Origin of the sequence: uncultured Chryseobacterium sp. (genome assembly GCF_936933875.1) — a bacterium.
In the GTDB taxonomy this organism is placed as follows: domain Bacteria; phylum Bacteroidota; class Bacteroidia; order Flavobacteriales; family Weeksellaceae; genus CAKZIK01.
In genome coordinates this window covers 44,047-67,674 of record NZ_CAKZIK010000029.1, presented here as the reverse complement: position 1 = coordinate 67,674, position 23,628 = coordinate 44,047, and the positions used below count along the sequence as shown (strand labels likewise).

Annotated in this window: 18 protein-coding genes; 14 read left to right on the top strand and 4 right to left on the bottom strand. The window is 37.8% G+C overall.

The window, feature by feature from the left end; translation table 11 throughout:
• Positions 1–97 precede the first annotated feature (97 nt).
• From Q0252_RS04750 to Q0252_RS04730, 5 genes are all read left to right on the top strand, one after another.
• Positions 98–1,135, top strand: coding sequence for a glutaminyl-peptide cyclotransferase (locus Q0252_RS04750; protein ID WP_297984327.1), 1,038 nt, complete (start codon positions 98–100; stop codon positions 1,133–1,135).
• A 15-nt stretch (positions 1,136–1,150) separates the two neighbouring features.
• Complete coding sequence (locus Q0252_RS04745) at positions 1,151–1,774, top strand: hypothetical protein (RefSeq protein ID WP_297984326.1); 624 nt, start codon at positions 1,151–1,153, stop codon at positions 1,772–1,774.
• The gene (locus Q0252_RS04740) at positions 1,775–2,539 is read left to right on the top strand and encodes a hypothetical protein (RefSeq protein WP_297984325.1); all 765 of its coding nucleotides are present in this window, start codon (positions 1,775–1,777) and stop codon (positions 2,537–2,539) included.
• Between the two features lie 140 nt (positions 2,540–2,679).
• Complete coding sequence (locus tag Q0252_RS04735) at positions 2,680–3,294, top strand: deoxynucleoside kinase (protein WP_297984323.1); 615 nt, start codon at positions 2,680–2,682, stop codon at positions 3,292–3,294.
• A 162-nt stretch (positions 3,295–3,456) separates the two neighbouring features.
• Complete coding sequence (locus tag Q0252_RS04730; RefSeq protein WP_297984321.1) at positions 3,457–3,804, top strand: ArsC/Spx/MgsR family protein; 348 nt, start codon at positions 3,457–3,459, stop codon at positions 3,802–3,804.
• Here the strand turns inward: Q0252_RS04730 and Q0252_RS04725 are convergent.
• The 4 genes from Q0252_RS04725 to Q0252_RS04710 all read right to left on the bottom strand — a co-directional run bounded on the left by Q0252_RS04725 (position 3,791) and on the right by Q0252_RS04710 (position 5,811).
• Positions 3,791–4,684, bottom strand: coding sequence for a TIGR01777 family oxidoreductase (locus Q0252_RS04725; RefSeq protein WP_297984319.1), 894 nt, complete (start codon positions 4,682–4,684; stop codon positions 3,791–3,793). The two genes, Q0252_RS04730 and Q0252_RS04725, sit on opposite strands and share 14 nt — an antisense overlap.
• A 66-nt stretch (positions 4,685–4,750) precedes the next feature.
• The gene (locus tag Q0252_RS04720; protein WP_297984317.1) at positions 4,751–5,056 is read right to left on the bottom strand and encodes a DUF493 domain-containing protein; all 306 of its coding nucleotides are present in this window, start codon (positions 5,054–5,056) and stop codon (positions 4,751–4,753) included.
• A 78-nt stretch (positions 5,057–5,134) separates the two neighbouring features.
• Positions 5,135–5,494: a DUF4197 family protein gene (locus Q0252_RS04715; protein ID WP_297984454.1), complete on the bottom strand. Its 360-nt coding sequence runs from the start codon at positions 5,492–5,494 to the stop codon at positions 5,135–5,137.
• A 14-nt stretch (positions 5,495–5,508) separates the two neighbouring features.
• A complete protein-coding gene (locus tag Q0252_RS04710; protein WP_297984315.1) occupies positions 5,509–5,811 on the bottom strand; it encodes a hypothetical protein in 303 nt (100 codons plus the stop codon).
• A 197-nt stretch (positions 5,812–6,008) separates the two neighbouring features.
• On the opposite strand from Q0252_RS04710, the gene Q0252_RS04705 reads away from it, so the two are divergent.
• The 9 genes from Q0252_RS04705 (at position 6,009) to Q0252_RS04665 (ending at position 23,625) form a co-directional block, all read left to right on the top strand.
• The gene (locus tag Q0252_RS04705) at positions 6,009–8,840 is read left to right on the top strand and encodes a SusC/RagA family TonB-linked outer membrane protein (RefSeq protein WP_297984314.1); all 2,832 of its coding nucleotides are present in this window, start codon (positions 6,009–6,011) and stop codon (positions 8,838–8,840) included.
• A gap of 10 nt (positions 8,841–8,850) precedes the next feature.
• Positions 8,851–10,311 (top strand): RagB/SusD family nutrient uptake outer membrane protein, encoded by a 1,461-nt coding sequence (locus Q0252_RS04700; RefSeq protein WP_297984313.1) that lies wholly within the window; start codon positions 8,851–8,853, stop codon positions 10,309–10,311.
• Positions 10,312–10,321: 10 nt separating this feature from the next.
• The gene (locus tag Q0252_RS04695) at positions 10,322–12,043 is read left to right on the top strand and encodes a LamG domain-containing protein (RefSeq protein WP_297984312.1); all 1,722 of its coding nucleotides are present in this window, start codon (positions 10,322–10,324) and stop codon (positions 12,041–12,043) included.
• Positions 12,044–12,120: 77 nt separating this feature from the next.
• Entirely contained in the window at positions 12,121–13,503 is a 1,383-nt protein-coding gene (locus tag Q0252_RS04690) for a glucoamylase family protein (RefSeq protein WP_297984311.1), read from the top strand.
• 5 nt (positions 13,504–13,508) lie between these two features.
• Positions 13,509–14,891: a glucoamylase family protein gene (locus tag Q0252_RS04685; protein WP_297984310.1), complete on the top strand. Its 1,383-nt coding sequence runs from the start codon at positions 13,509–13,511 to the stop codon at positions 14,889–14,891.
• 169 nt (positions 14,892–15,060) lie between these two features.
• On the top strand, positions 15,061–15,783 hold the full coding sequence (locus tag Q0252_RS04680; RefSeq protein ID WP_297984309.1) for a prolyl oligopeptidase family serine peptidase: 723 nt from the start codon (positions 15,061–15,063) through the stop codon (positions 15,781–15,783).
• 4 nt (positions 15,784–15,787) lie between these two features.
• Positions 15,788–18,151, top strand: a complete 2,364-nt coding sequence (bglX, locus tag Q0252_RS04675) for a beta-glucosidase BglX (protein ID WP_297984307.1) — start codon at positions 15,788–15,790, stop codon at positions 18,149–18,151.
• Between the two features lie 246 nt (positions 18,152–18,397).
• Positions 18,398–19,825: an adenylosuccinate lyase gene (gene purB / locus Q0252_RS04670; RefSeq protein WP_297984305.1), complete on the top strand. Its 1,428-nt coding sequence runs from the start codon at positions 18,398–18,400 to the stop codon at positions 19,823–19,825.
• A 104-nt stretch (positions 19,826–19,929) separates the two neighbouring features.
• Complete coding sequence (locus Q0252_RS04665) at positions 19,930–23,625, top strand: phosphoribosylformylglycinamidine synthase (protein ID WP_297984303.1); 3,696 nt, start codon at positions 19,930–19,932, stop codon at positions 23,623–23,625.
• Positions 23,626–23,628: the final 3 nt, after the last annotated feature.

Below are 23,628 nucleotides of genomic sequence, written 5' to 3'. Positions count from 1 at the left end.
TTTTAAATTAATTTAAGTTAAATAATACCCAAAATTCAGTTCTTTTTTATAACATCTGCTTTCAAATTGTTATTTTTGAAAATATTTAAAATTGAAGATGAAAAAACACTTTATAATCTCACTTTTTGCTTTAACGATGGTAGTGTCTTGTAACAAAGACAAAGAAATCCTGAATACCCTTACCGAATACAACACTTCTATGGAAGCGAAAGGGTATCATTTTGGGGATGCTATTCAGCTTCCAAAGGAAGTTACGGACAATGCAGAAAGTATTTCCATCAGTTTTGGAGACAAGGAAACCAATAATTTGGTGGTAGACCCGAAATTTTTCACTTTGGGAGATAATGCGGTAACGTTTAACATTAGAAAAAAGGGTGGTGAAGTTTTGAATCAGGACGCCACTATTAACGTCTTTGCAAAAAATCCGGAAGTTGCGTTAACCTATACTGTGGTAAAAGAATATCCACACAATCCTGCCAATTTTGTACAGGGGTTTCAACTAGAAGGGAATACCATTTATGAAAGCGACGGCCAAAACGGAGAGTCACAAATTCTGAAATACAACTTGGGTGGAACAACGCCAATTGCTGCTACCAAACAGCCTGCAGAAGTTTTTTCTGAAGGTTCTGCAATTGTGGGAGATAAAATTTATCAGTTGACCTGGAAGAACAAAAAAGGTTTTATTTACAATAAATCCAATTTGTCATTGTTGGGCGAATTTGCTTATCCGAACGTGATTGGCGAAGGTTGGGGTTTAACCTACGACGGGAAAAATCTGATTGCTTCCGACGGTACAAAAAATTTGTATTTTCTTGATGCAAAAGACCCATCAAAACTCGTTAATTATATTTCTGTAGCCGGAAACACGCAAGCTTACGACCAACTGAATGAGTTGGAATATCACAACGGATTTGTTTACGCCAATGTGTGGCAGGAACCGATTATCCTGAAAATTAATCCCCAAAATGGTGAGGTTGTTGGAAAGTTTGATTTCACATCCATCGCCGACAAACATAAATCCGGAAACGCTGATGCAGACCGCGATAATGTTTTAAACGGAATTGCTTTCAAGGGAGATAACATGTTGGTTACCGGAAAAAGATGGGATAAAATTTATGAAGTTGCAGTGAAGTAAGGTAATTTGAAAATAGTGGCGTTCTTAGGAACGCTATTTTTTGTTACATTTGGTTTTATGAAATATTTCTCATTCATATTCTTATTTGTCATTTGTGCTCTTCCTGCACAGATTGAACCACCAATTCTCAATTTAGAAAATTCAATAAAAATAAAGAATACTGATGCAATTGAAAAAGTAAAATTGAAGAAGAACGAAATTTTGATTTCCTTTTTTCAGGATGGTGGTTTAGGTTATCAGCTCGATATCAATAATTTTGTGTTTAAGGAAAATGGTAAAGTTTTTCATACAAAAGAACGAGTGTACTATCGAAATGGTAAGAAACATCATGCTGAAAATCAAAAATTATCAAGATTAAGGGAAGTTGAACTTTTCGAGGTGATTAATTCTGATTATTTTATAAATTTTTCGAAGCTTACACAAGCAAATTTTAAAGCTTCAAGTAAAAATAATCAAATCTGCAGTACTAGCTTTGTTGATGATGCGCCAACAAACTATATTATCATCAAACAAAATAATAAACAGAAAGAGATATCGGTTTACTTACCAAAAGCCAATGAATACTGTACTGAAAAGAGTTCTACGCTTAGTAAGTTTATAAAATTGCACAATCTTTTCGGAGTACAACTCGATTGGTAAATGAAGATTCTTAATTTCATATTCATATTTATATTTTGCACAATTTCTGCGCAGAAAAATCTCCCTTTTGATACGCTGAAACTTCGGGAAGTGGACGATTTTTTCGCTGATGATTATGGCAATATTTACCTCTATAAAAACAAAAATTTCAGTTTAACGAAATACGATTCGCTCGGGAAACAGAAGGGTAGAATAATGTTGACTCAGCCTTTCAAAATTCAGTCTGTACAGAATTTATTGAATATTCCGGCTTTTTCGGAGAATAATCAGGAACTGAAATTTTATGACCAAAATCTTAATGAAATTCAGGCTTTCGGATTCAGGCAGAAATTCGGGTTTATTAAAATGGCTTATGCGGAAAATTTGCAACAGATTTGGCTTTTGGATGAATCTTCGAAAAGGTTGATTCAGTACAATTTTCGCGAAGATAAAATCATCAATTCTTATCCTTTGGATATTAATTTTGAGCCTGTAAAAGATATTTTGGTGTACAAAGAACGTATTTATCTTTTAACTGATACCAATTTTTCTGTCTATAATTTTAAAGGTCAAAAACTCTTCGAACATCTATTAGATAAGGGAAAAAGATTACGCCGAGAAAACGATACCATTTTCATCACAGAAAACAGACACCTTCTGAAATTCGAAAATGATATGCTTCAAACAGTTTTCGGCACAGAAAATTCTAAAATTGTGGATAAAAACTCAGATTCTTGTTTTGAACTGAAAGCGGGGAAACTCTATCTTTACCAACTCAAAAAATAAAGCAAATTTTTCTGCTTTTTTTCTGAAAATTTTCAAATAATCAACATTAAAAAGAGCCGAAAGCGTTTGATGAAATATTGATATTCACGAACACCGTAAATCAATAAAAAAGCAAGTGAGTAAGCTTTAAAGCTAAGACTATGCATATTGCAGTAACCGGAAATATTGGAGCCGGAAAAACCACTTTAACGACGATGCTGGCCAAACATTACGGTTGGGATGCGCAGTTTGAGGACGTAGATCACAATCCTTACCTTGAAGATTTTTATGCGGACATGAGCAAATGGAGCTTTGCGCTGCAGATTTACTTTCTGGGAAGTCGTTTTCGTCAGGTAAAGGAAATTCGTGAGAGTGGAAAAAATATTGTTCAGGACCGAACGATTTACGAGGATGCACATATTTTTGCAGAAAATTTGAACGACATGAATCTTCTTTCGGAAAGGGACTTTAATAATTATTCCGCGGTTTTCAACTTGATGAAGTCTTTTGTTTCGGCACCGGATTTGCTGATTTATTTGAAGTCCGACGTTCCGAATTTGGTAAAAAAAATCTACAAAAGAGGACGCGAATATGAAGCTTCAATATCTATTGAATACCTGTCCAAACTGAACCAAAAGTATGAAAAATGGATTTCTAACTACAAAGAAGGAAAACTGCTGATTATTGAAGTTGATGATTTGGATTTCGTGGAAAGACCGGAAGATTTCGGTTTCATCCTCGAAAAAATTGAGGCTGAACTGCACGGATTGTTTTAGAGTTTTAGAATGTTTGAATTCGTTCGACACAGGTTTTATTGGAAAACCCTTCGACTTCGCTCAGAGTGACAGTTTAAAACTCTTAAAATGATTTTCATCAATTCTAAAAAGTCTGAACAATATCAAACCCAATCAAACGAATTCAAATAACATCAAACCGAAATGATAAAAGTTCTTCACAACAACAGCTGCTCGAAATCCAGAGCGATTTTGGAACATTTGGATGAAAATAATGTTCCGTTCGAAATTATCGATTTTGTTGAACATCCGCTCACGGAAATGGAGCTGAAAACGGTATTGAAGAAATTAGGGGTTGGTGTTCACGAAATCATTAGAAAAAATGAAACGCTTTACAAAGAGAAATTTGCAGATGAGAACCTTTCTGATGATGAATGGCTGAAAGTTTTGTCGGAAAATCCAGCGCTCATACAACGGCCAATTTTAATAAAAGGCTCTGTTGCGATGATTGGAAGACCTGTTGAAAATGTAAAATATTTTATTGAAAAGTAGCCAAAGCACTTTTTAAATCTTCATACTTAAAATCAAATCCAAGCGATTTGATTTTTTTGTTGGAAACCCTTGTTCCTTCAAGCAAAATTTGGCTCATTTCCCCGAAAGCAGTCTTCACTACAAAAGAAGGTATGTTGATGGGAAGAAATATTTTGTGTGAATTTTGAGCTAATTTCTTCATGAAATCACTGTTGGTTTCCCATCCTTCAGTTGTGGCATTCAATTTTCCGTTTACTGATGAATTTTCCACTGCGTAAAGGTACAGGTTCACCAAATCGTCAATGTGAATCCAGTTCATCCATTGTTTTCCGGAGCCAACTGGAGACGCTAAGTTGAAGTTGGTAATTTTCTGAAGTTTTGGTAGAGCTCCGCCATTTTTCGCTAAAACCATCGCCGTCCTTAAGCAAACCACTCTTTCAGCAATTTCTACGAACGCATCTGCACAATGTTCCCAAGCCACACAGAGTTGGGCCAAAAAATCATGTCGAATAATTCCCGAAGTTTCATCCAGAATTTTATCTGACGTAAAAGTGCCGTAAAAATTAATTCCGGAAGCAGAAATAAAAGCCTTTAAACGAATATTTTTCTCAGAACAGTATTTTCTGAGAAGATTGGCGGAATCTATTCTGCTGCTGTACAGTTCTTTTTTATAGGATGCTGTCCAGCGCTCGCTGATGTTGGCTCCAGCGAGATGAATAATGATATCTAGATTTTCAAAGGCCCTTTCGTCGATAAAATTTTCCGAAATATTCCAGTGAAATTCATTAGCTTTTGTAGCCTTTTTTCTTGTAAGGCACCGTACTTCGTGACGATTTTGCTTCAGTTTTTCTACTAAAGCCTTGCCAATAAGTCCGGAAGCTCCTGTTACTAAAATTTTCATTCAATAAATATAAAAAAGATGAGCTTCATCACTTATTACAGATTGCCCATTAACCATTGCTGATGATTAAAGCATCATTACGCCTTCAATTTTTCCAACTTCCTGATAAATTTTGATGACTTGGTCTGCATCTAAAACAAAAGCGAAAATATTGCATGAAGTGTATTTTCCGTTCTTGCTTTCGCGGTTGCTCAACGTAAATTTAATGCCATCGAAAACTTTATAAATTTCTGTTAGTTTTGCTTGGTCATTCGTCACAATAAATTTAAATAAGTAATCCTGTGGAAACTCGTGTGTAGCTTCCAGTTTTTCTTTTAAAGATGCGTAAAATTCTTCGGGTGAAGTATTTTTATTGTCTTCCAGTATATTCATAATAGGTATATTAATTAAAAAGAGTCTCCAAAGTTACTTTAAAATACTCTGGAAACTCTTATATGATTTTGGTAAATATTATTTTCCTAAAGCGTCATAAAGCGAAACAGCGTTCTGCTCCTCGTGATTTTGGATAATATTGAACAGTCCGTTCACCATTTGTTCAGAAGCAAGTCTGCTTAAACCTCCTGTTGCAGAAAGACTGCTTGAATTTCCGTTCCCGAAAATTTGTCCCAAAATATTAGAACCTTGCAATGCTGAATTAATGCTGCTTACGATACCGAACTGATTTAACTTTTCATCCACTTTAGGTTGGATAGCCAACATTAATTGTTCTGCTGTTTTTTCTTTAAGAATTTGGGTCGCAGCGCCTTTTCCACCTTGTGCAATTCTTGCAGCATCTTCGGTTGTTAAACTGTTAACCGCGTTGGTAAGAATTGGTTTAGAAATATCTACTGTGTAAACTGCAGCCTGTGCAATATAATCTCTTTCTTTAGCAACAAGATTGGGTCGATTTTCTCTAAAACACCATTTAAATCTCTCAATTGTTTTGGCAAAGCCTGATCAATTAAATTATTTTCAAGGAAGGCCTGTTTATTACCAAAAATACCAAGGCCTTTAGTAATACCGCCTAACAATACTTTTTTCAAAACTGCTAATCCAACTGTAGAAGTAGCCAAAGCCAAACAAGACTGCGCAGTGGTTGCAACAGTTGCAACAGCAGCAGTAGCAACGATAATCGTTTTAAATTTCATTTCAAATGATTTTGAAGTTATTATATTTTGAAACTCTCAAATATCAAGCCAAAAAATCATATAAGTTTCTCGCATAATTTTATCATAAATAAAAAGTAAAAAAAGTTAAATAGTATTAAATTTATTTTCTAACTTTGAGATAATAAGTATGATTATGCAGGAGAACAAGTGAAAAACTAACAAAAAAGTTTAACTATATGAAAATAAGTAATCTTAAATTACCTTGCCTAATTGCTGCCTTTTACTTTGGTATCGGTAGTTTGCAGGCACAGCAAACACCAAGTGACACCACAGCTACCAAAGAAAACAAAATTGAAGAAATTGTGGTAATTGGTTACGGCGCTGCAAAAAAAAGAGATCTTACTGGTTCTATTGCGAGGGTGGACGGAAGCGTTGTGGCAGACAAACCGAACTCCAACCCAGTGAACTCGTTACAAGGTCAAGTCGCCGGTTTATCCATTGTTAATTCCGGACAACCTGGATCTCAGGCGGATGTAAGAATTAGAGGGACAGTAACAATCAATCAAACGCAACCGGTTTATATCGTTGATGGTGTTTTTGCTAATAACATCGACTTTCTGAATCCTGCGGACATTGAATCCATGGAAGTTTTGAAAGATCCTTCCTCACTGGCGATTTTTGGTAACCGTGGAGCAAACGGTGCGATTATCGTTACCACAAAAAGGGCAAAATCGGGAAGAACATCTGTAAATCTTACTTCGTCCATCGGTGTAAAATCTTTTGACGGAAGACCAGATCTTACGAATGCTGAACAGTTCAAAACACTTTTTAATGAAGATTTAGCTTACCAAGGTTTACCGGAGTACTCACTTTTTAACATTTTTAATGCAGATACCAACTGGATTGACGTTATTAGCAAAAAAGGAGCTGTTATAAACCAAAACTCGGTAACAATTTCTAATGGAAATGATAAGAACCGTGTGAGTTTTTCATTTGGTTATCAAACAGAAGAAGGATCCATTAAAAATGAAAAGTTCGACAGAATGACTTTCAAATTTAATGATGATCTGAAAATAACCAGTGCAATTAGAGCCGGAATGGGGATGACGGGTTCCTATTCCAAGCTTCCACAGTTAAGAAATTTCCAATCTGCTCTGAATGCAACCCCTGTTGTAGCACCTATAAATCTAATTGCTGGTAATTATTATGGGCTTTACAATTCTCTTCCTCAACAAATTGGTGCCGCGCAAATTGGAAATCCGCTTGCAGTGGTAGATGGAATGGCAAATACGCAGCTTAACAAAGATTTTCAGTTTAATCCTAATGCATATTTGGAGTTTGACTTTTGGAAAAACTTCACATTTAGATCCAACTATTATTTAACCTACAGAAATGGTACAGGAAGAGGCTATACGCCAATTTTTGACGTGTATGTTGCGGAAACAAATACTTCTACGCCTTACGCAGGAAATTTGCTTACCGGAATCAACCAATTTGAAAACCGTGACATTAGTTTCCAACAAAACCAATTGCTAACATATAAAAACAAGTTTGGATTTCACGATTTAACTTTAATGGCCGGTTTTGAAACGATCAACAGAGAATATTCTGAAATGAAGGGTAGTGCAAGAGGAAGTCTTACCAATCCTTTGGGTCAGATTCCGTACAATTCGCGCTTCTGGTATCTTCATTCCGATTTTGTTGATGCTACAACAAAAGCGGTAAATACTGGAGCATACAAACAGCGTCAGGTTTCTTATTTCGGAAGGATGCTATATAACTTCAAAAATAAGTATATGCTAAATGCCTCTCTACGTAATGACGGGTCTTCTCAGTTAGCTTCTGGTAACAGATTTGATTGGTTCTGGGCTTTAGGTGGAGCTTGGGAAGTTACCAAAGAAGATTTTATGAAAGATGTTTCTTTCTTGAATTATCTTAAACTGAAAGCATCTTATGGCGATTTGGGTAACCAATATACGCCTTACAGTTATTTTGGATATCCTGTATATGTGGAAGGTGGTACCGGAGTATTTAATGGAAATCTTTATCCAGCCTTTGTTAAAGCTTACGAAGAAGCAACAGACCTAAAATGGGAACATTTAAAATCTTATGAGGTAGGGTTTGAATCTTTGATGTTAGGCAGAAAACTGAGTTTTGATGCTACTTATTATAATAAAGAAACTACAGATTTGCTGAATTATGTAACCGGTAATCCTAATTTCTTTATGAATGCGGGGTCTATAGAAGCGAAAGGGTTTGAGTTTGCTTTGGGTTGGAAGGATAGAGTTTCAGATAATTTTAACTACTATATTAATGGAAATTTAACTACCACAAAAACTAAAGTTTTAAAAACTTTTGGCGAGGGAGATGTTTCTTACTATGGTCCTGCAATTTACAAAGCAGGAATGCCGGTAGGAGCATTTTATGGGTACGAAGTTTTAGGGATCTATCAAACCTACGCACATATTGCATCTCTACCACAGTCTAATATCGGTACTGTAGCTCCAGGAGATTTTATCTATAAAGATGTAAATGGCGATGGTGTTATTACACCCGCTGACAGAACGATGATTGGTGATCCAACTCCAGATTTCACTTACGGGGTTAGCATAGGAGGTGATTATAAAGGATTTTTCGTTAATGCTGATTTTTATGGCGTTTACGGTAATGAAGTTTTCAGAAACTGGGGTAACGGAAATTCATTTGCACCATTTAATTACCGTACAGAAAGAATGGACAGATGGACCTCTCAGGGAACATCAAACTGGGAGCCACGAAGTTATTCTGGTTCCGCATATAACAGAGAAAACTCCACTTATATGATTGAAGATGGAAGTTTCTTTAGAATAAGAAACGTACAATTGGGTTATAATTTCCAAAAAAGTTTAATTGAAGGGCTCGGTGTACAGGCTTTAAAATTATATTTTAATGTTCAGAACTTAAAAACCTGGGATAACGTTAACGCTTTTACACCTGAATTTGGGGGTGGCGCAACGGAATTTGGGGTCAATAATAGTGGATATCCCAATCCAAGAATAACAAGTTTTGGTATTAATGTTACATTCTAAAACAACAGAAATGAAAATAAAAGTATTTAAAAATTTAATAGCCAGTGCATTTTTTTCTTCTTTAGGACTTTTTACTGTTCAAAGTTGTACAGATGAATGGCTTGATTTAAAACCTGAAGGACGTCCTGTATTGGATGAAGCTTCCGTTGGAGGTTACGAAGCTCTTGCATTTGGTTTATACTCAGGATTAAGGACACAAGGTGGTGTAAGTGATTTTTCCTACGTTTGGACCCATTGTATAAGAGCTGACGATAATGAGAAAGGCAGTACATCGTCCGACGCAGCTGCAGATGGAAACGTTTTTGATAAATTTGGTTATGTTGCCACAAACGGTCATATTACCAATTCCTGGAATGGTCATTATAAAATTATTTATGACGCCAATGAATTAATCAATTCTGCAGAAGCTTCTGGTGATACTTCTGAACCTACAAAAGTAAATATTGCAGAAGCGAAAGCGGTGAGAGCATTTTGCTACTTTCAGTTGAGAAGAGATTTTGGTGAAGTACCAGTAAATTTAAAAACCATTGACGTTCCGCAGGATGAGATTGCGGCGAAAAATACTATTGCTGAAGTAGATGCGCAGATTCTGAAGGATCTTACCGAAGCTGAGGCTGTACTTCCGGCACAATGGCAAAGCGCATATCTCGGAAGAGCTACAAAAGGAATGGCCAATACGCTAATCGCTAAATTATACCTTTATCAGGGTAACTGGACAAAAGCATTAGAATTTTCAGAAAAAGTCATCAATTCAGGAGTTTATCAGTTAAACTCATCTTACGATGCAGAATTTACCAAAGCAGGAAATAATTCTAAAGAATCTATTTTCGAAGTTCAGAAATCTTACGATTATCCTACCAAATATTCCAATAATTTCTTTGAAAGTCAGGGAGTAAGAGGAACAGGAACTTGGGATTTAGGATGGGGCTTCAATGTACCCGCACAAAGTTTAGTAGATGCATATGAAGCAGGTGATGTCCGTAAAAAAACGACCATTATGCAGTCTGGGCAACCAGATATTTATGGGCTTTCAACACTACCTGCATCTCCACCTTTGGCTCAAAAATACTGGAACGGAAAAGCGTATACTTATCCATCAGAAAGAATAGCGTATGCTCAAAACAAAAATCACTGGGAAAATATTAAGTTCCTGCGTTATGCTGATGTGGTGTTGATGGCTTCTGAAGCAGCAATGCAAACAGGCGACATAGGAAGAGCAAGCACTTATCTTAATTTAATTAGAACACGCGCTGGTTTAGCCAATACTGCAGCAACGATGGCTAAAATTAAACAGGAAAGAAGAGTAGAATTCGGTATGGAGTTCGAACGGTTTTACGACTTAGTACGGTGGGGAGATGCAAATACTGTTTTGGCAACTTTGGGGTACCAGGACAGAAATAAATATTTTCCAATTCCTCAGGCTGCGATAGATAAAGCGCAGGGTGTATTAGTACAGAATCCTAATTATTAATTGAAAAGAAATGAAACGAAATATTTTTAAAATTTTAAGTTTTTTTACAGTTCTACTACTCGTATTTTCTTGCCAAAATTTCGACAGAGATCCATTGGGAGAATATCCTTTAGATGGAGCTGGAATTACATTTATCAGTCCAAATGCTAACGGATCAACGGTAATTCAGAGTATCCAGCCAACAACTTCCACTACGGTGAAGTTTGAAGTTACTGATGATATTGCAATTAAAAATATAGTTGTAAAATATGATAATACTGAAATTTACAACCAATCAAGTTTTACTGATGTGAAACATGTTGTAGTTGATAATTTAGTAGTTAGCAATATTGGTAATGGAGATCACAATATTACAATTATCGCAACCGACTCTGATAACAATGTAATTACAAAAACTGCTGCTTTCACCAAGAAACAAGCAGATCCATATGTAAAAAAATATGATGGGGAGGTTTTCTACATGCCTTTCGACGGAAACTTCTATGAATATGTAAGTGCAACTCCTGCAACAGAAGTTGGCAGCCCGGGTTATGGAAGTGAAGGTGCACAGGGGACGACAAATTCATACGTTGCTGGTACTGGTAATTACCTTACTTTCCCAACAACAAGTTTTGCAACTACTGAAATTAGTGGATCTTTTTGGTACAAAGTGAGTGGTACGCCCGATAGAGCGGGGCTTCTGGCTGTCGGAACAGCTGCGAACCAAGATAGAACCAAAGGTTTCAGACTCTTTAGAGAAGGAAGTGGAACTCAGCAACGAATTAAATTAAATGTAGGAACAGGCTCAGCGGAAAGTTGGAATGACGGTGGGGTTTTACCAGTTGGTGTAGGTGGATGGGTACATATTGCATTTACAATTTCGAGTACACAAAGTAAAATTTACTTTAATGGCGAACTTCAAAATACTGCTAATTTTACAAGTCCAATAAATTGGACAGGTACAACAGCAATGTCAATTGGTTCTGGTGCTCCTACATTTGCATATTATAATCATCTCTCTGACACCAGCAAAATGGATGAACTGAGAATGTTCAATAAAGCGCTTACACAGTTTGAAGTGCAAACCATTGCAGGAACAGCTTATACACCTCTTAGTGGAGAAACACTGTACATGCCTTTTGATGGGAAATATAATAACAGAGTAACCAATGTCAACGCAACTACAGTAGGTACTCCTAGTTTTGCAGGAATAGCCAAAGTAGGAAGCAATTCTTATAAAGGCGCAGCAGATTCTTATCTTAATTATCCTTCTGCTGGATTGTTCTCTACATCGTTTACAGTTGCTTTTTGGTACAAAGTAAATGCTTCTCCGGATAGAGCAGGTCTTGTAGTTGTTGGCGATCCATCGGTTGCTGAAGACAGAAACAAAGGTTTCCGAATATTTAGGGAAGGCAGCGCAACTGAACAGAGGATAAAACTGAACCTCGGTTTAGGCGCAGCTGGCGAAAGTTGGAATGATGGAGGTGTCATAAACGTAGCAGAAGGAGCGTGGGTTCATGTAGCTGTTGCAGTTTCTCCAACATCTTCAAAAATTTATCTTAACGGAGTTTTGAAGACTACTTCTAACTTTACGTCACCGGTTAGCTGGACCAATACCAACACGGTGAATATTGGAGCAGGTGGTCCTTCTTTCTCTTACTGGAACCACTTATCAGATCAAAGTGCAATGGATGAACTTCGTTTCTTCAATCGAACTTTAACAGATCAGGAAATTCTGCAGCTCATGAACTAATGCAGAATATTTAAAAAGTCAAAGAGACTGATTTTTTAGTCAGTCTCTTTTATTTAATATCAAAATCACTTATTAATATGAAAATAATTATTTGGCTTTTTTCAGTCGCAATACTATTTCAGAATTGTTCGGGAGAAGATAGTCGTTCCCCATCACCACCAACACCAACACCAAATCCCCCTGTAAATACAACTTATACAGATGTACAGATTATTGATATGGTGCAAAAAGATGCATTGAAATATTTTTGGGATTATGCTGAAACAAATTCTAAACTTGCACGCGAAAGATATCATACAGATAACACAACACTTGACGCAAATATCATAACAACGGGAGGTTCGGGATTTGGTTTGATGACTATTCTGGTTGGAATTAAGAATGGTACGGTAAGCAGGAGCGAAGCGGTTTCAAGACTAACTACAGCTCTTAATTTTTTACAAAATGCAGATCGTTTCCATGGAGCGTGGCCACACTGGATTAATGGAAGTACAGGAAAAGTTATTCCTTTCGGAAATATGGATAACGGTGGTGATCTTGTAGAAACTGCTTTTTTGGTGCAAGGTCTCATTTGCGTCCGGGAATTTTTCAAAACTTCTTCTGATGCAACTGAACAAGCGCTTGCGCAAAAAGCAGATGAATTATGGAAAGGGGTTGAATGGAACTGGTACACACAGGGACAAAATATACTTTATTGGCATTGGTCTCCAAGTTATCAATTTCAGATGAATCATAAGCTTCAGGGATATGATGAAACGTTAATTACCTATGTTTTGGCTGCAGCATCACCCAATTTTTCTATAGAAAAAACTGTATATCAGCAGGGGTGGGCAAGAAACGGCGGAATCGTAAGTGGTGGTGTTCAGTATGGAATTCCGGTTGTGGTTTCTCATAATGGAGTTTCTGGAAATGTAGGGCCGATGTTTTGGTCTCATTATTCCTTTTTAGGGTTAGACCCACGCGGACTTTCCGACGATTATCTTAACTACGGAAATGCAGTGATTAATCATGCGAAAATAATGTATCAGTATTGTCTTGCCAATCCAAAAAGCTGGTCTGGGTACAGCGCAAAGAACTGGGGACTTACCGCAAGTTACTCAAGAAATGTAGATGGTTCAACAGGATATGCTGCGCATCAGCCTGCAAATGATTTAGGTGTAATTTCTCCTACAGCTGCAATTTCGAATATGCCTTATACACCAACCGAATCCATGAATTATTTGCGGTTTTTATATAACGAAAATTATACTAAATATATTGGCGTTGCTGGTCCTTATGATGCATATTCTACACATTACAACTGGGTTACGCCAAGATATTTAGCAATAGATCAGGGAACTATTGCTCCAATGATTGAAAATAATAAAACCCAATTTCTTTGGAATTTATTTATGAACGCTCCAGATGTAAAACAGGGGCTTATCAAACTAGGATTTCATTCAACAACTCATGGATTTTAATTAATATGAAAAAGGTACTCTTCTCAGCATTCATACTAGGTTTAATTTCCTGCAAAACAACTTCCGGAACAATTATTCCTGAAGGAAGCATTTCCAAGGAACAAGCTGCAAAAATGACAGACGCTCAACTCATGGACAAAGTTCAACGGGATGCTTTAAAATATTTTTGGGATTATGCAGAACCCACTTCTCTGTTAGCACGCGAGCGTTATCATCAAGATAATATTTATCCCGAAAATGATGCACAGATTGTAACAACTGGAGGTTCTGGATTTGGCTTGGCTACCCTTTTAGTAGGAGTGGAAAGAGGTTTTGTTCCCAGGAAAGAAGCCGTGCAAAGATTGAATCATATTATGGATTTCTTGGCGAAGGCAGACCGTTATCACGGAGCTTGGAGCCACTGGATTAATGGTGAAACGGGGAAAACTGTTCCGTTTGGTAAGAAAGATAATGGAGGAGATTTAGTAGAATCAGCCTTCTTAACTACAGGAATTCTTCAGGTCCGCGAATATTTTAAAAACGGAAATGCTGAAGAAAAAGCACTGGCCAAAAAATGTGACGAACTTTGGAAAGGAATAGAGTGGAACTGGTACACCAAAGGTGGCGAAAAAGTTTTGTACTGGCATTGGTCACCGGAGTATCAGTGGGAAATGAACTTCCCTTTGGAAGGATATAACGAGTGCTTGATTACTTATATTTTAGCGGCTTCTTCACCAACATATTCCATCGATGCAGAAACCTACTATAAAGGTTGGACACGTAACGGAACTTATCTTTCCGATAAAACAAAGTACAGCTTACCTTTATATGTAAAACACAATGGAGCAACGGAATATGGTGGACCCTTGTTTTGGGCGCATTATTCCTACATTGGTCTCGATCCCACAGGTTTGTCCGATAAATACATCAAAAATTACTTTGATTTAAATAAAAATCAGGTCATGATTGATTACAAATATTGCGTTGAAAATCCAAAAGGCTGGAAAGGTTACGGTCCAAATTATTGGGGATTAACAGCTAGTTATACAAGAAATAAAGACGGTAAAGTGGGTTATACAGCGCACATGCCAAGTAACGACAATGGTGTGGTAACGCCAACTGCAGCTTTAAGCAGTTTTCCTTATTCGCCGAAAGAATCAATGGATTTTCTGAGATTTATTTACACTCAGAAACCTGAATTTATAGGCAATGCAGGACCTTTTGATGCAACTTCCATTCATTATAACAATTGGTACGCACCGAGATATTTGGCGATTGATCAGGGAACAATTGCACCAATGATAGAAAATTACAGAACGGGATTTTTATGGAAACTCTTTATGAATGCTCCCGAGATTAAGGCAGGACTCAAAAAATTGGATTTCCACTCAACAAAGTATGGCTACTAAAAAAAAGATGTCATCCTGAGCGAAGTCGAAGGGGGAGCTGTTTCCCGTTTTCCGCTCATACTCCTCGTTTCGGCGCTCGCTTCGCTCGCGCCTTCACTGCGGGGTAACCGCTGCAACCGGGGCTATGAATGCAGAAATTATTACAAATATCAGACAAAGTATAAAGCAAATGAACTTCAAACTCATATATTTATCATTCGTGTTTTTAGGACTTTCCTTCGCAGCCAACGCGCAGGAAATTAAAGCCGAGTTTAAAAAAGAATTCAAAGAACTTCAGCAAATTTCTTATGTGCTGGATTATTCACAAAATGTCAAAGGAGATGTTCCGCTCATTGTTTTTCTGCATGGTTCCGGAGAACGCGGAAATAATTTAGAAATGGTAAAAGCACACAGCCCGTTCACATATAAAAACTTAATTAAAGAGCACATTGCGATTTTGGCACCACAATGTCCTGCAAATGTTTGGTGGGACACGGAAGCGGTTTATAGTTTGATCAAAGAAATTCAGTCAAAATATAAAATTGATGCATCCAGAATTTATCTTACCGGGCTTTCCATGGGCGGCTGGGGCACGTGGAAACTCGCCAACGAGCATCCTGAAATGTTTGCGGCTGTAGCTCCAATCTGCGCACCTTCCGACCGATGGATGCGAGCGACCATTAACCGTTATAAAGGGCTTCCAATAAAGATTTTCCATGGCGGAAATGATGATATTGTAAATCCATTAAATTCCATCGAGATATATCAGGCATTAAAAAAAGTAAATCCAGATGTTTCGCTTACCATTTTCCCAGATGATAACCATAACTCTTGGGACTCCACTTATTCAGATCCATTATTTTATGAATGGATGCTGAAACAGAAAAAAAACAATCAAAACATTACAAAATAGAATTATGAAGAAGATCGCAATTATAGCGCTTGCAGCGCTCTCCACTAATGGTTTTGCACAAAAAAAGAAAGCAGTTGTCTCACCGGGAATTCATTCTGAAATCGTTAACCAGCCGGTTCAGAGTTATCAGAATAACGAATATAATACTAAAAGAAAATCCTTCGTTGATGCGCTTCTTGCCAAAATGACTTTGGATGAAAAGATTGGTCAGCTCAACCTTCCAAGTGCCGGAGACTTCACTACCGGACAGGCACAAAGTTCAGATATCGGCAAAAAGATTGAACAAGGACTTGTTGGCGGGCTTTTCAATATCAAAGGTGCTGAAAAAATCCGCGCCGTACAGAAAGTCGCAGTAGAAAAATCCCGTCTGAAAATTCCTCTGATCTTCGGTATGGACGTCATCCACGGTTATGAAACAACATTCCCAATCCCGTTGGGACTTGCAGCTTCATGGGATATGAATTTGGTACAGCAATCCGCCCGAATTGCTGCTCGTGAGGCCGCTTCAGATGGTATTAACTGGACTTTTTCGCCAATGGTTGATATTTCGCGCGAACCGCGTTGGGGACGTGTTTCTGAAGGCGCTGGTGAAGATCCCTATCTCGGAAGTCAAATTGCTAGAGCCATGGTTTATGGCTATCAGGGAAAAAATTTGGCGGACAAGAACACGATTTTGGCCTGTGTAAAACACTTTGCGCTTTATGGCGCTCCTGAAGGCGGTCTCGATTACAACACAGTGGATATGAGCCATACCAGGATGTTCAATGAATATTTTGCGCCCTACAAAGCAGCTGTGGATGCGGGAGTAGCCTCGGTGATGGCGTCATTCAATGAAGTGGACGGAATTCCAGCGACCGGTAACAAATGGCTAATGGACGATGTACTTCGCAAGAAATGGGGCTTTAACGGATTTATTGTGACCGATTATACAGGTATCAATGAAATGATTGATCACGGAATGGGTGATCTTCAGCACGTCTCAGCGCTTGCGATGAATGCAGGAATCGATATGGATATGGTGGGCGAAGGTTTCCTGAAAACTTTAAAGCAGTCCGTAAGCGAAGGAAAAGTTTCAGAAGCGCAGATTACTCAGGCGGCCAGAAGAATTCTTGAAGCCAAATATGATCTGGGATTGTTCGAAGACCCTTACCGCTACGGCAGCGCCAATGATGCTCAAAAAGAAGTTTTCAATGCGTCAAATCGTGCAGTAGCTAGAAATGTAGCTGCACAGTCTATGGTTTTACTTAAAAATGACAAAAATATCCTTCCATTAAAGCAAAAAGGAACCATTGCATTGATTGGTCCGCTGGTAGATAACTCCGTAAACATGGCAGGAACCTGGTCTGTTGCAACCAAACACGGTTCTGCTGTAACACTCTTAAAAGGACTTCAGGAAAGCGTCGGCAAAAATGTTAAAATTCTGACTGCCAAAGGTGCAAACGTTGAGGATAACAAGGTATTGGAAGATGTGTATGCAGCCCATGGAAAGGTTGTTGACCGCGATTCACGTGAACCTTCAGTGATGATAAAAGAAGCGGTAGATGTCGCTGAACAGGCTGATGTTGTGGTTTTGGCAATCGGTGAAAGTGCTGAAATGAGCGGTGAATCTTCTTCTCGTGCTAATATTGATATTCCGGCATCGCAGGTTCGCTTGCTGAACGAACTGAAGAAAACCGGCAAACCGATCGTTGTCGTGCTCCTGACTGGGCGTCCGCTTACCTTAACAAATATCAAAGATACCCCCGAAGCCATTATAAATGCGTGGTTCCCGGGAACTGAAGCTGGATATGCCGTAGCAGATATTCTTTTTGGAAAAGTAAATCCTTCGGGTAAACTTCCTATGACTTTCCCGAGAAGTGTTGGACAAATTCCTATATATTATAACCGTAAAAATACAGGCCGCCCGCTTGATGCAGCTCTAACTGATAAATGTGAATATCAGCGTTTCCGATCAAATTATATGGATGAGTGTAACACGCCGCTTTATCCTTTCGGCTACGGGTTGAGCTATACTAAATTTGAATATTCCGAATTGACGGTTTCAAAAACCAATCCAACCGGTAACCAAAGCATTCAGGCTTCTGTAAACGTAAAAAATACCGGCAATTATGACGGTGCAGAAGTAGTGCAGCTGTATATCCGCGATGTGGTGGGTAGCAACACGAGACCGATAAAGGAACTGAAAGGCTTCCAAAAAATATTCCTGAAAAAAGGAGAAAGCAAACAAGTTTCTTTCAATATCACTCCGGACGACTTGAAGTTTTACGATAATAATTTAAAATACGATTGGGAAGCCGGTGATTTCGATATTATGATAGGAACAAGTTCCGCCGATGTGAAAACTGCACGGATTAACTGGAGCAAATAAGTTATTAAATTCTATTGCTGAAAGCCACTTTTTAAGAGTGGCTTTTTGTGTTTATATAACACTATGTTTAATAAAAGATAGAACCTATATACTCCCAGGTTATAGTATAGTTGTAGTATAGTTTATACTGACTATATTCACCAACGGACCACCTTTCATTAAAGGTTTCAGTAATCACGGAAAACTGACTTTCAAAGTCTTTCTTTTTTTCGTATTTTTGTGCATCGCAAAAGTAAAATCGAAAGAATGAATTCATATAAAAACCCATTGGAAGAACGCTATTCCAGTGAGGAAATGCTCTTCAATTTCTCACCCAACAATAAATTCCGTACCTGGAGGAAACTTTGGATTGCCCTTGCCGAAATCGAAAAGGATTTAGGTTTGGAGATTTCTGATGAGCAGATTCAGGAGCTTAAAGCCAATGCTGAAAACATTGATTATGATAAGGCCGCGGAATATGAGAAGAAATTCCGGCACGATGTAATGGCGCACGTTCACGCTTATGGTGATGTGGCGCCCTCTGCAAAAGGAATTATTCATCTCGGTGCAACTTCTGCATTTGTTGGTGACAACACCGATTTAATCCAGATTCGCGATGGATTGTTGATTCTTCGCAAACAACTTGTGAATGTAATCAAGAATCTTTCTGATTTTGCGATTCAATACAAAGATTTACCGACTTTAGGTTTTACACATTTTCAGCCGGCGCAATTAACTACAGTTGGAAAAAGAGCAACTTTATGGCTTCAGTCCTTGCTTTTAGATTTGGAAGAACTCGAGTTTTTCATAGAAACATTACGTTTTCGTGGAGTAAAAGGAACTACCGGAACTGCAGCAAGTTTTCTTGAACTGTTCAACGGAGATTATTCCAAAGTAAAACATCTGGATAAGGAACTTTCTGCAAGATTTGGTTTTGAAAAAGTTTTCGGAGTTTCAGGACAAACTTACGATAGGAAAATTGATGCAAAAGTGTTGGCTTTATTGTCAAATATTGCTCAATCAGCTCATAAATTCACAAACGATTTGCGTTTGTTGCAGAATCTAAAAGAGATTGAAGAGCCATTTGAAAAAAATCAAATTGGTTCGTCCGCAATGGCTTACAAAAGAAACCCGATGCGTTCTGAAAGAATTGGAGCTCTGGCAAAATTTGTAATGTCACTTCAAAATTCTTCTGCAATGGTTGCCGCAACCCAATGGTTTGAAAGAACTTTGGACGATTCCGCAAATAAACGTTTAACCATTCCACAAGCGTTTTTGGCTGTTGATGCGATTCTATTAATTTGGAATAATATTTTGAACGGAATTGTAGTTTATCCAAACAGAATTAATAAACATATAATGGAAGAACTTCCTTTCATGGCGACAGAATACATCATCATGGAAGAAGTAAAAGCCGGAGGTGACCGTCAGGAAATCCACGAAACAATCCGCGTTCATAGTATTGAAGCTTCCAAAAAAGTAAAAATGGAAGGCAAAGAAAACGACCTGATTGAAAGAATTATGAATGATTCTTCTCTGAAAATGGACAAATCTAAAATCGCTGCAGTTCTTGACCCAAAAAACTTCATCGGTTTTGCACCAATTCAAACTGAAGAATTTATAAAAAATGAAGTTCAGCCAATTTTGGATAAATATTCTAATTTAATCGGCCTTGAATCTGATTTGAAAGTATAAAAAATGCAGGCGATTTTGTCTGCATTTTTTTTAGCCACAAAGTGGCGCAGTCAAAAGTATTGGGTGAAGCCCAATGAAATCTAATATTTAAAATCTGACATCTGATGTCTAACAAAAAAAGAATTTTCGTAGAAAAACGCGGTATTTTCGATGTAGAAAGTCCAAAAATTTTAAGTGAAATTAAAAACATCATTCCCGAAATTAATTCGGTGAAGGTTTACAATATTTATGATATTTTTGGTTTGAATGAAACTGAATTTGAAAAAGTCGTGAACAACACTTTCGTTGATCCGGTAGTTGATATTCTCCACAATGAAAATCCAGCAAAAAATCTGCATTTTGCCACCGAATTTCTTCCCGGACAATACGATCAAAGAGCAGATTCTGCGCAACAGTGCATCGCTTTACTTACTGAAACAGAAAACGCTATTGTAAGAAGTGGTAAACTGATTGAAGTTACCGGAGTTACAGAATCTGATTTAAATAAAATTAAAGATTTACTCATCAATAAAGTTGAATCTCAGGAAAAAAATCTTTCAAAACTTGAAATCCCAGCCGAAGAAACACCTGATAAAATAGTTACTTACGAGCAGTTCAACGACTTCACGACTCAGCAACTTCACGATTTCTACAATTCCCACGGCTTTGCTTTTGGCTTCGACGATTTGGAATTCATTCAAAATTATTTCAAATCCGAAAACCGAAATCCAACCGAAACCGAACTGAAAGTTTTGGACACTTATTGGAGCGACCATTGCCGTCATACAACTTTTGAAACGGAACTCACTGATATTCAGTTTGAAGGGCAATTTAAAGAAACGCTGGAGAAAATCTTCAACGATTATTTAGAAAAAAGAAAATTCCTCGGTCGTGAAGCAAAACCAATTTCTTTAATGGATTTGGCGACCGTTTGCGCAAGATATTTCCACAAAACCGGAAAACTCGAAAATCTTGTCGTTTCCGATGAAATCAACGCTTGCACGATAGAAGTCGAAGCTGAAATTGACGGCAAAAAAGAACCGTGGTATTTACTTTTCAAAAACGAAACGCATAATCACCCTACGGAAATTGAGCCTTTTGGTGGTGCTTCAACGTGTTTGGGAGGTGCAATCCGTGATCCTTTGTCCGGAAGAGCATTTGTTTTTCAGGCAATGCGTTTAACCGGTGCTGCAAATGTTCTGGAACCCATTTCTGAAACTTTACCGGGAAAACTGCCTCAAAGAACCATCACAAAACAGGCCGCAAACGGATATTCTTCCTACGGAAATCAAATCGGACTCGCTACAACGCACGTTTCCGAGATTTACGATGAAGGTTATAAAGCGAAAAGGATGGAAGTTGGTTTTGTTGCGGGAGCAGTTCCAAAATCTTGGGTTCGCCGCGAAAAACCACAAGATGGCGATATTGTCATTGTTTTTGGTGGAGCAACGGGAAGAGACGGAGTTGGAGGTGCAACCGGAAGTTCGAAAGAGCAGGACGAAACTTCTATTCATACGCTTTCCACGGAAGTTCAGAAAGGAAATGCGGTGGAAGAAAGAAAAATTCAGCGGCTTTTTAGAAATCCTGAAGTTACGAAACTGATTAAAAAATCTAACGATTTTGGAGCGGGTGGAGTTTCCGTAGCCATCGGAGAAATTGCTGATTCACTGGAAATTAACCTCGATGTTTTGCCTTTGAAATATGAAGGTTTGAACGGAACTGAACTTGCAATTTCCGAATCTCAAGAAAGAATTGCGGTTGTCATTGATAAAAACGATAAAGACCAGTTCATTAAATTCTGCGAAAGCGAAAATATTAAAGCCGTTGAAATCGCGAAAGTGACTGACAGCGGAAGAATGCAAATGTTTTGGAACGGACAGAAAATTGTGGATTTGAGTCGTGCATTTTTAGATACAAGCGGTTGCAGCAAATCTCAAGATGCTAAAATCTCTCATTTACAGGATGTTAAAACTGAAAACATTGAATTCAACGAAGAGAATTTCCTCAAAATATTATCAGAAAAAAACGTCGCTTCACAGAAAGGCTTGGTTGAAATGTTCGACTCAACGGTTGGTGGAACTACTGTTGCTTTGCCGTTTGGAGGGAAATACCAAACCACAGAAACCGAAGGAAGTGTCCAAACTTTACCGGTTTTGAACGCCGAAAACATCGAAACCGTTTCTTTTGCAAGTTGGGGTTTTGATGCTGAAATTTCGAAGCAAAATTCTCTTGTTGGTGCAAGTTTAGCTGTCGTAGAAAGCGTTGCGAAAATTGTTGCAATGGGCGGAAATTTCAGGAAAATCCGTTTGAGTTTCCAGGAATATTTTGAAAAACTCGGAAACAATCCGGAAAAATGGGGAAAACCTTTGGCTTCATTGCTTGGAGCTTATGATGCGCAAATGAATCTCGGTTTGGCTGCAATTGGGGGAAAAGACTCAATGAGCGGAACGTATCAGGATATTAATGTTCCACCAACTTTGATTTCTTTTGCCTGCGCAAACGGTGAAAAGTCTAATGTAATTTCTCCTGAATTTAAAAAAGTGGGAAATTTTATCTATCATTTTGAGCATCAATTTCAGGAAAACGGTTTGCCGAATTATGAAAATTTAGTTGAGATTTTTGATTTTATCCATGAAAATATTAAAACTAAAAAAATCGTTTCCGTAAAAACCATAAAAGAGGGTGGAGTTGCAGTTGCCTTGGCGAAAATGACTTTCGGAAATGGTTTGGGAGCAGAAATTTCTGTTGATGAAAATCTTCTTCTAAATAATAATATCGGAAGCTTAATTGTAGAATCTACTGAAGAACTTTCTAATCCATTGCTTCAAAAAATTGGTGTTGTTAACGATTCAGAATTTTTAGCGATTCAAAATTTAAAATTCAAAATTCAAGATCTGTTGGTTGCTAATTTCAAAACTTTTGAAGAACTTTTCCCAACCAAAGAAAAAGAAAAAATCGTTGTTGAAATTGATAAAAATCTGAACGGTACAGAGAAAAAATCCATCCAAATTATTTCTCACAAAATTGGGAAACCTAGAGTTTTTGCACCTATTTTCCCGGGAACAAACTGCGAATATGAAACTCAAAACGCTTTCCGAAAAGAAGGTGCGATTGTAAATTCTGCACCGTTGATTAATTTGAATCACCAACTTTTGGAACAAAGTATCGACAATTGGGTGAATGAAATTAATCAATCTCAAATCTTGGTTTTTTCCGGCGGATTTTCTGCTGGAGACGAACCGGACGGCTCTGCAAAATTCATTGTGAATGTCTTGAAAAACCAAAAAATGAAAGAGGCCGTTCATAAATTGTTGTCAAGAGACGGCATGATTCTCGGAATCTGCAACGGTTTTCAGGCATTGGTGAAATCAGGATTGCTTCCTTACGGAGAAATCCGCGATCTGGATGAACATTCACCAACTTTAGCGCACAACGCAATTGGTCGTCATATTTCTCAAATGGTTGATGTAAAGGTGGTTAACGATGATTCGCCATGGTTGAAAGGAATGAAAGATCAGGTTTTCACGATTCCAATTTCGCACGGAGAAGGACGTTTTATGGCTTCTGAAGAAGTGTTGACTGAGCTTTATAAGAAAGGACAAATTGCAACGCAATACATCGATTTCGAAGGAAATATTGCGCACGGAATGCCGTTCAACCCAAATAATTCACTGTTTGGAATTGAAGGAATTACTTCCGAAAGCGGAAAAATATTTGGAAGAATGGGACATCCGGAACGTTTTACCGAAGGTCTATTCAAAAATATTCCGAATGCGAATTACCACAATATTTTCAAAAACGGAGTAGAGTATTTTAGGTAAAGA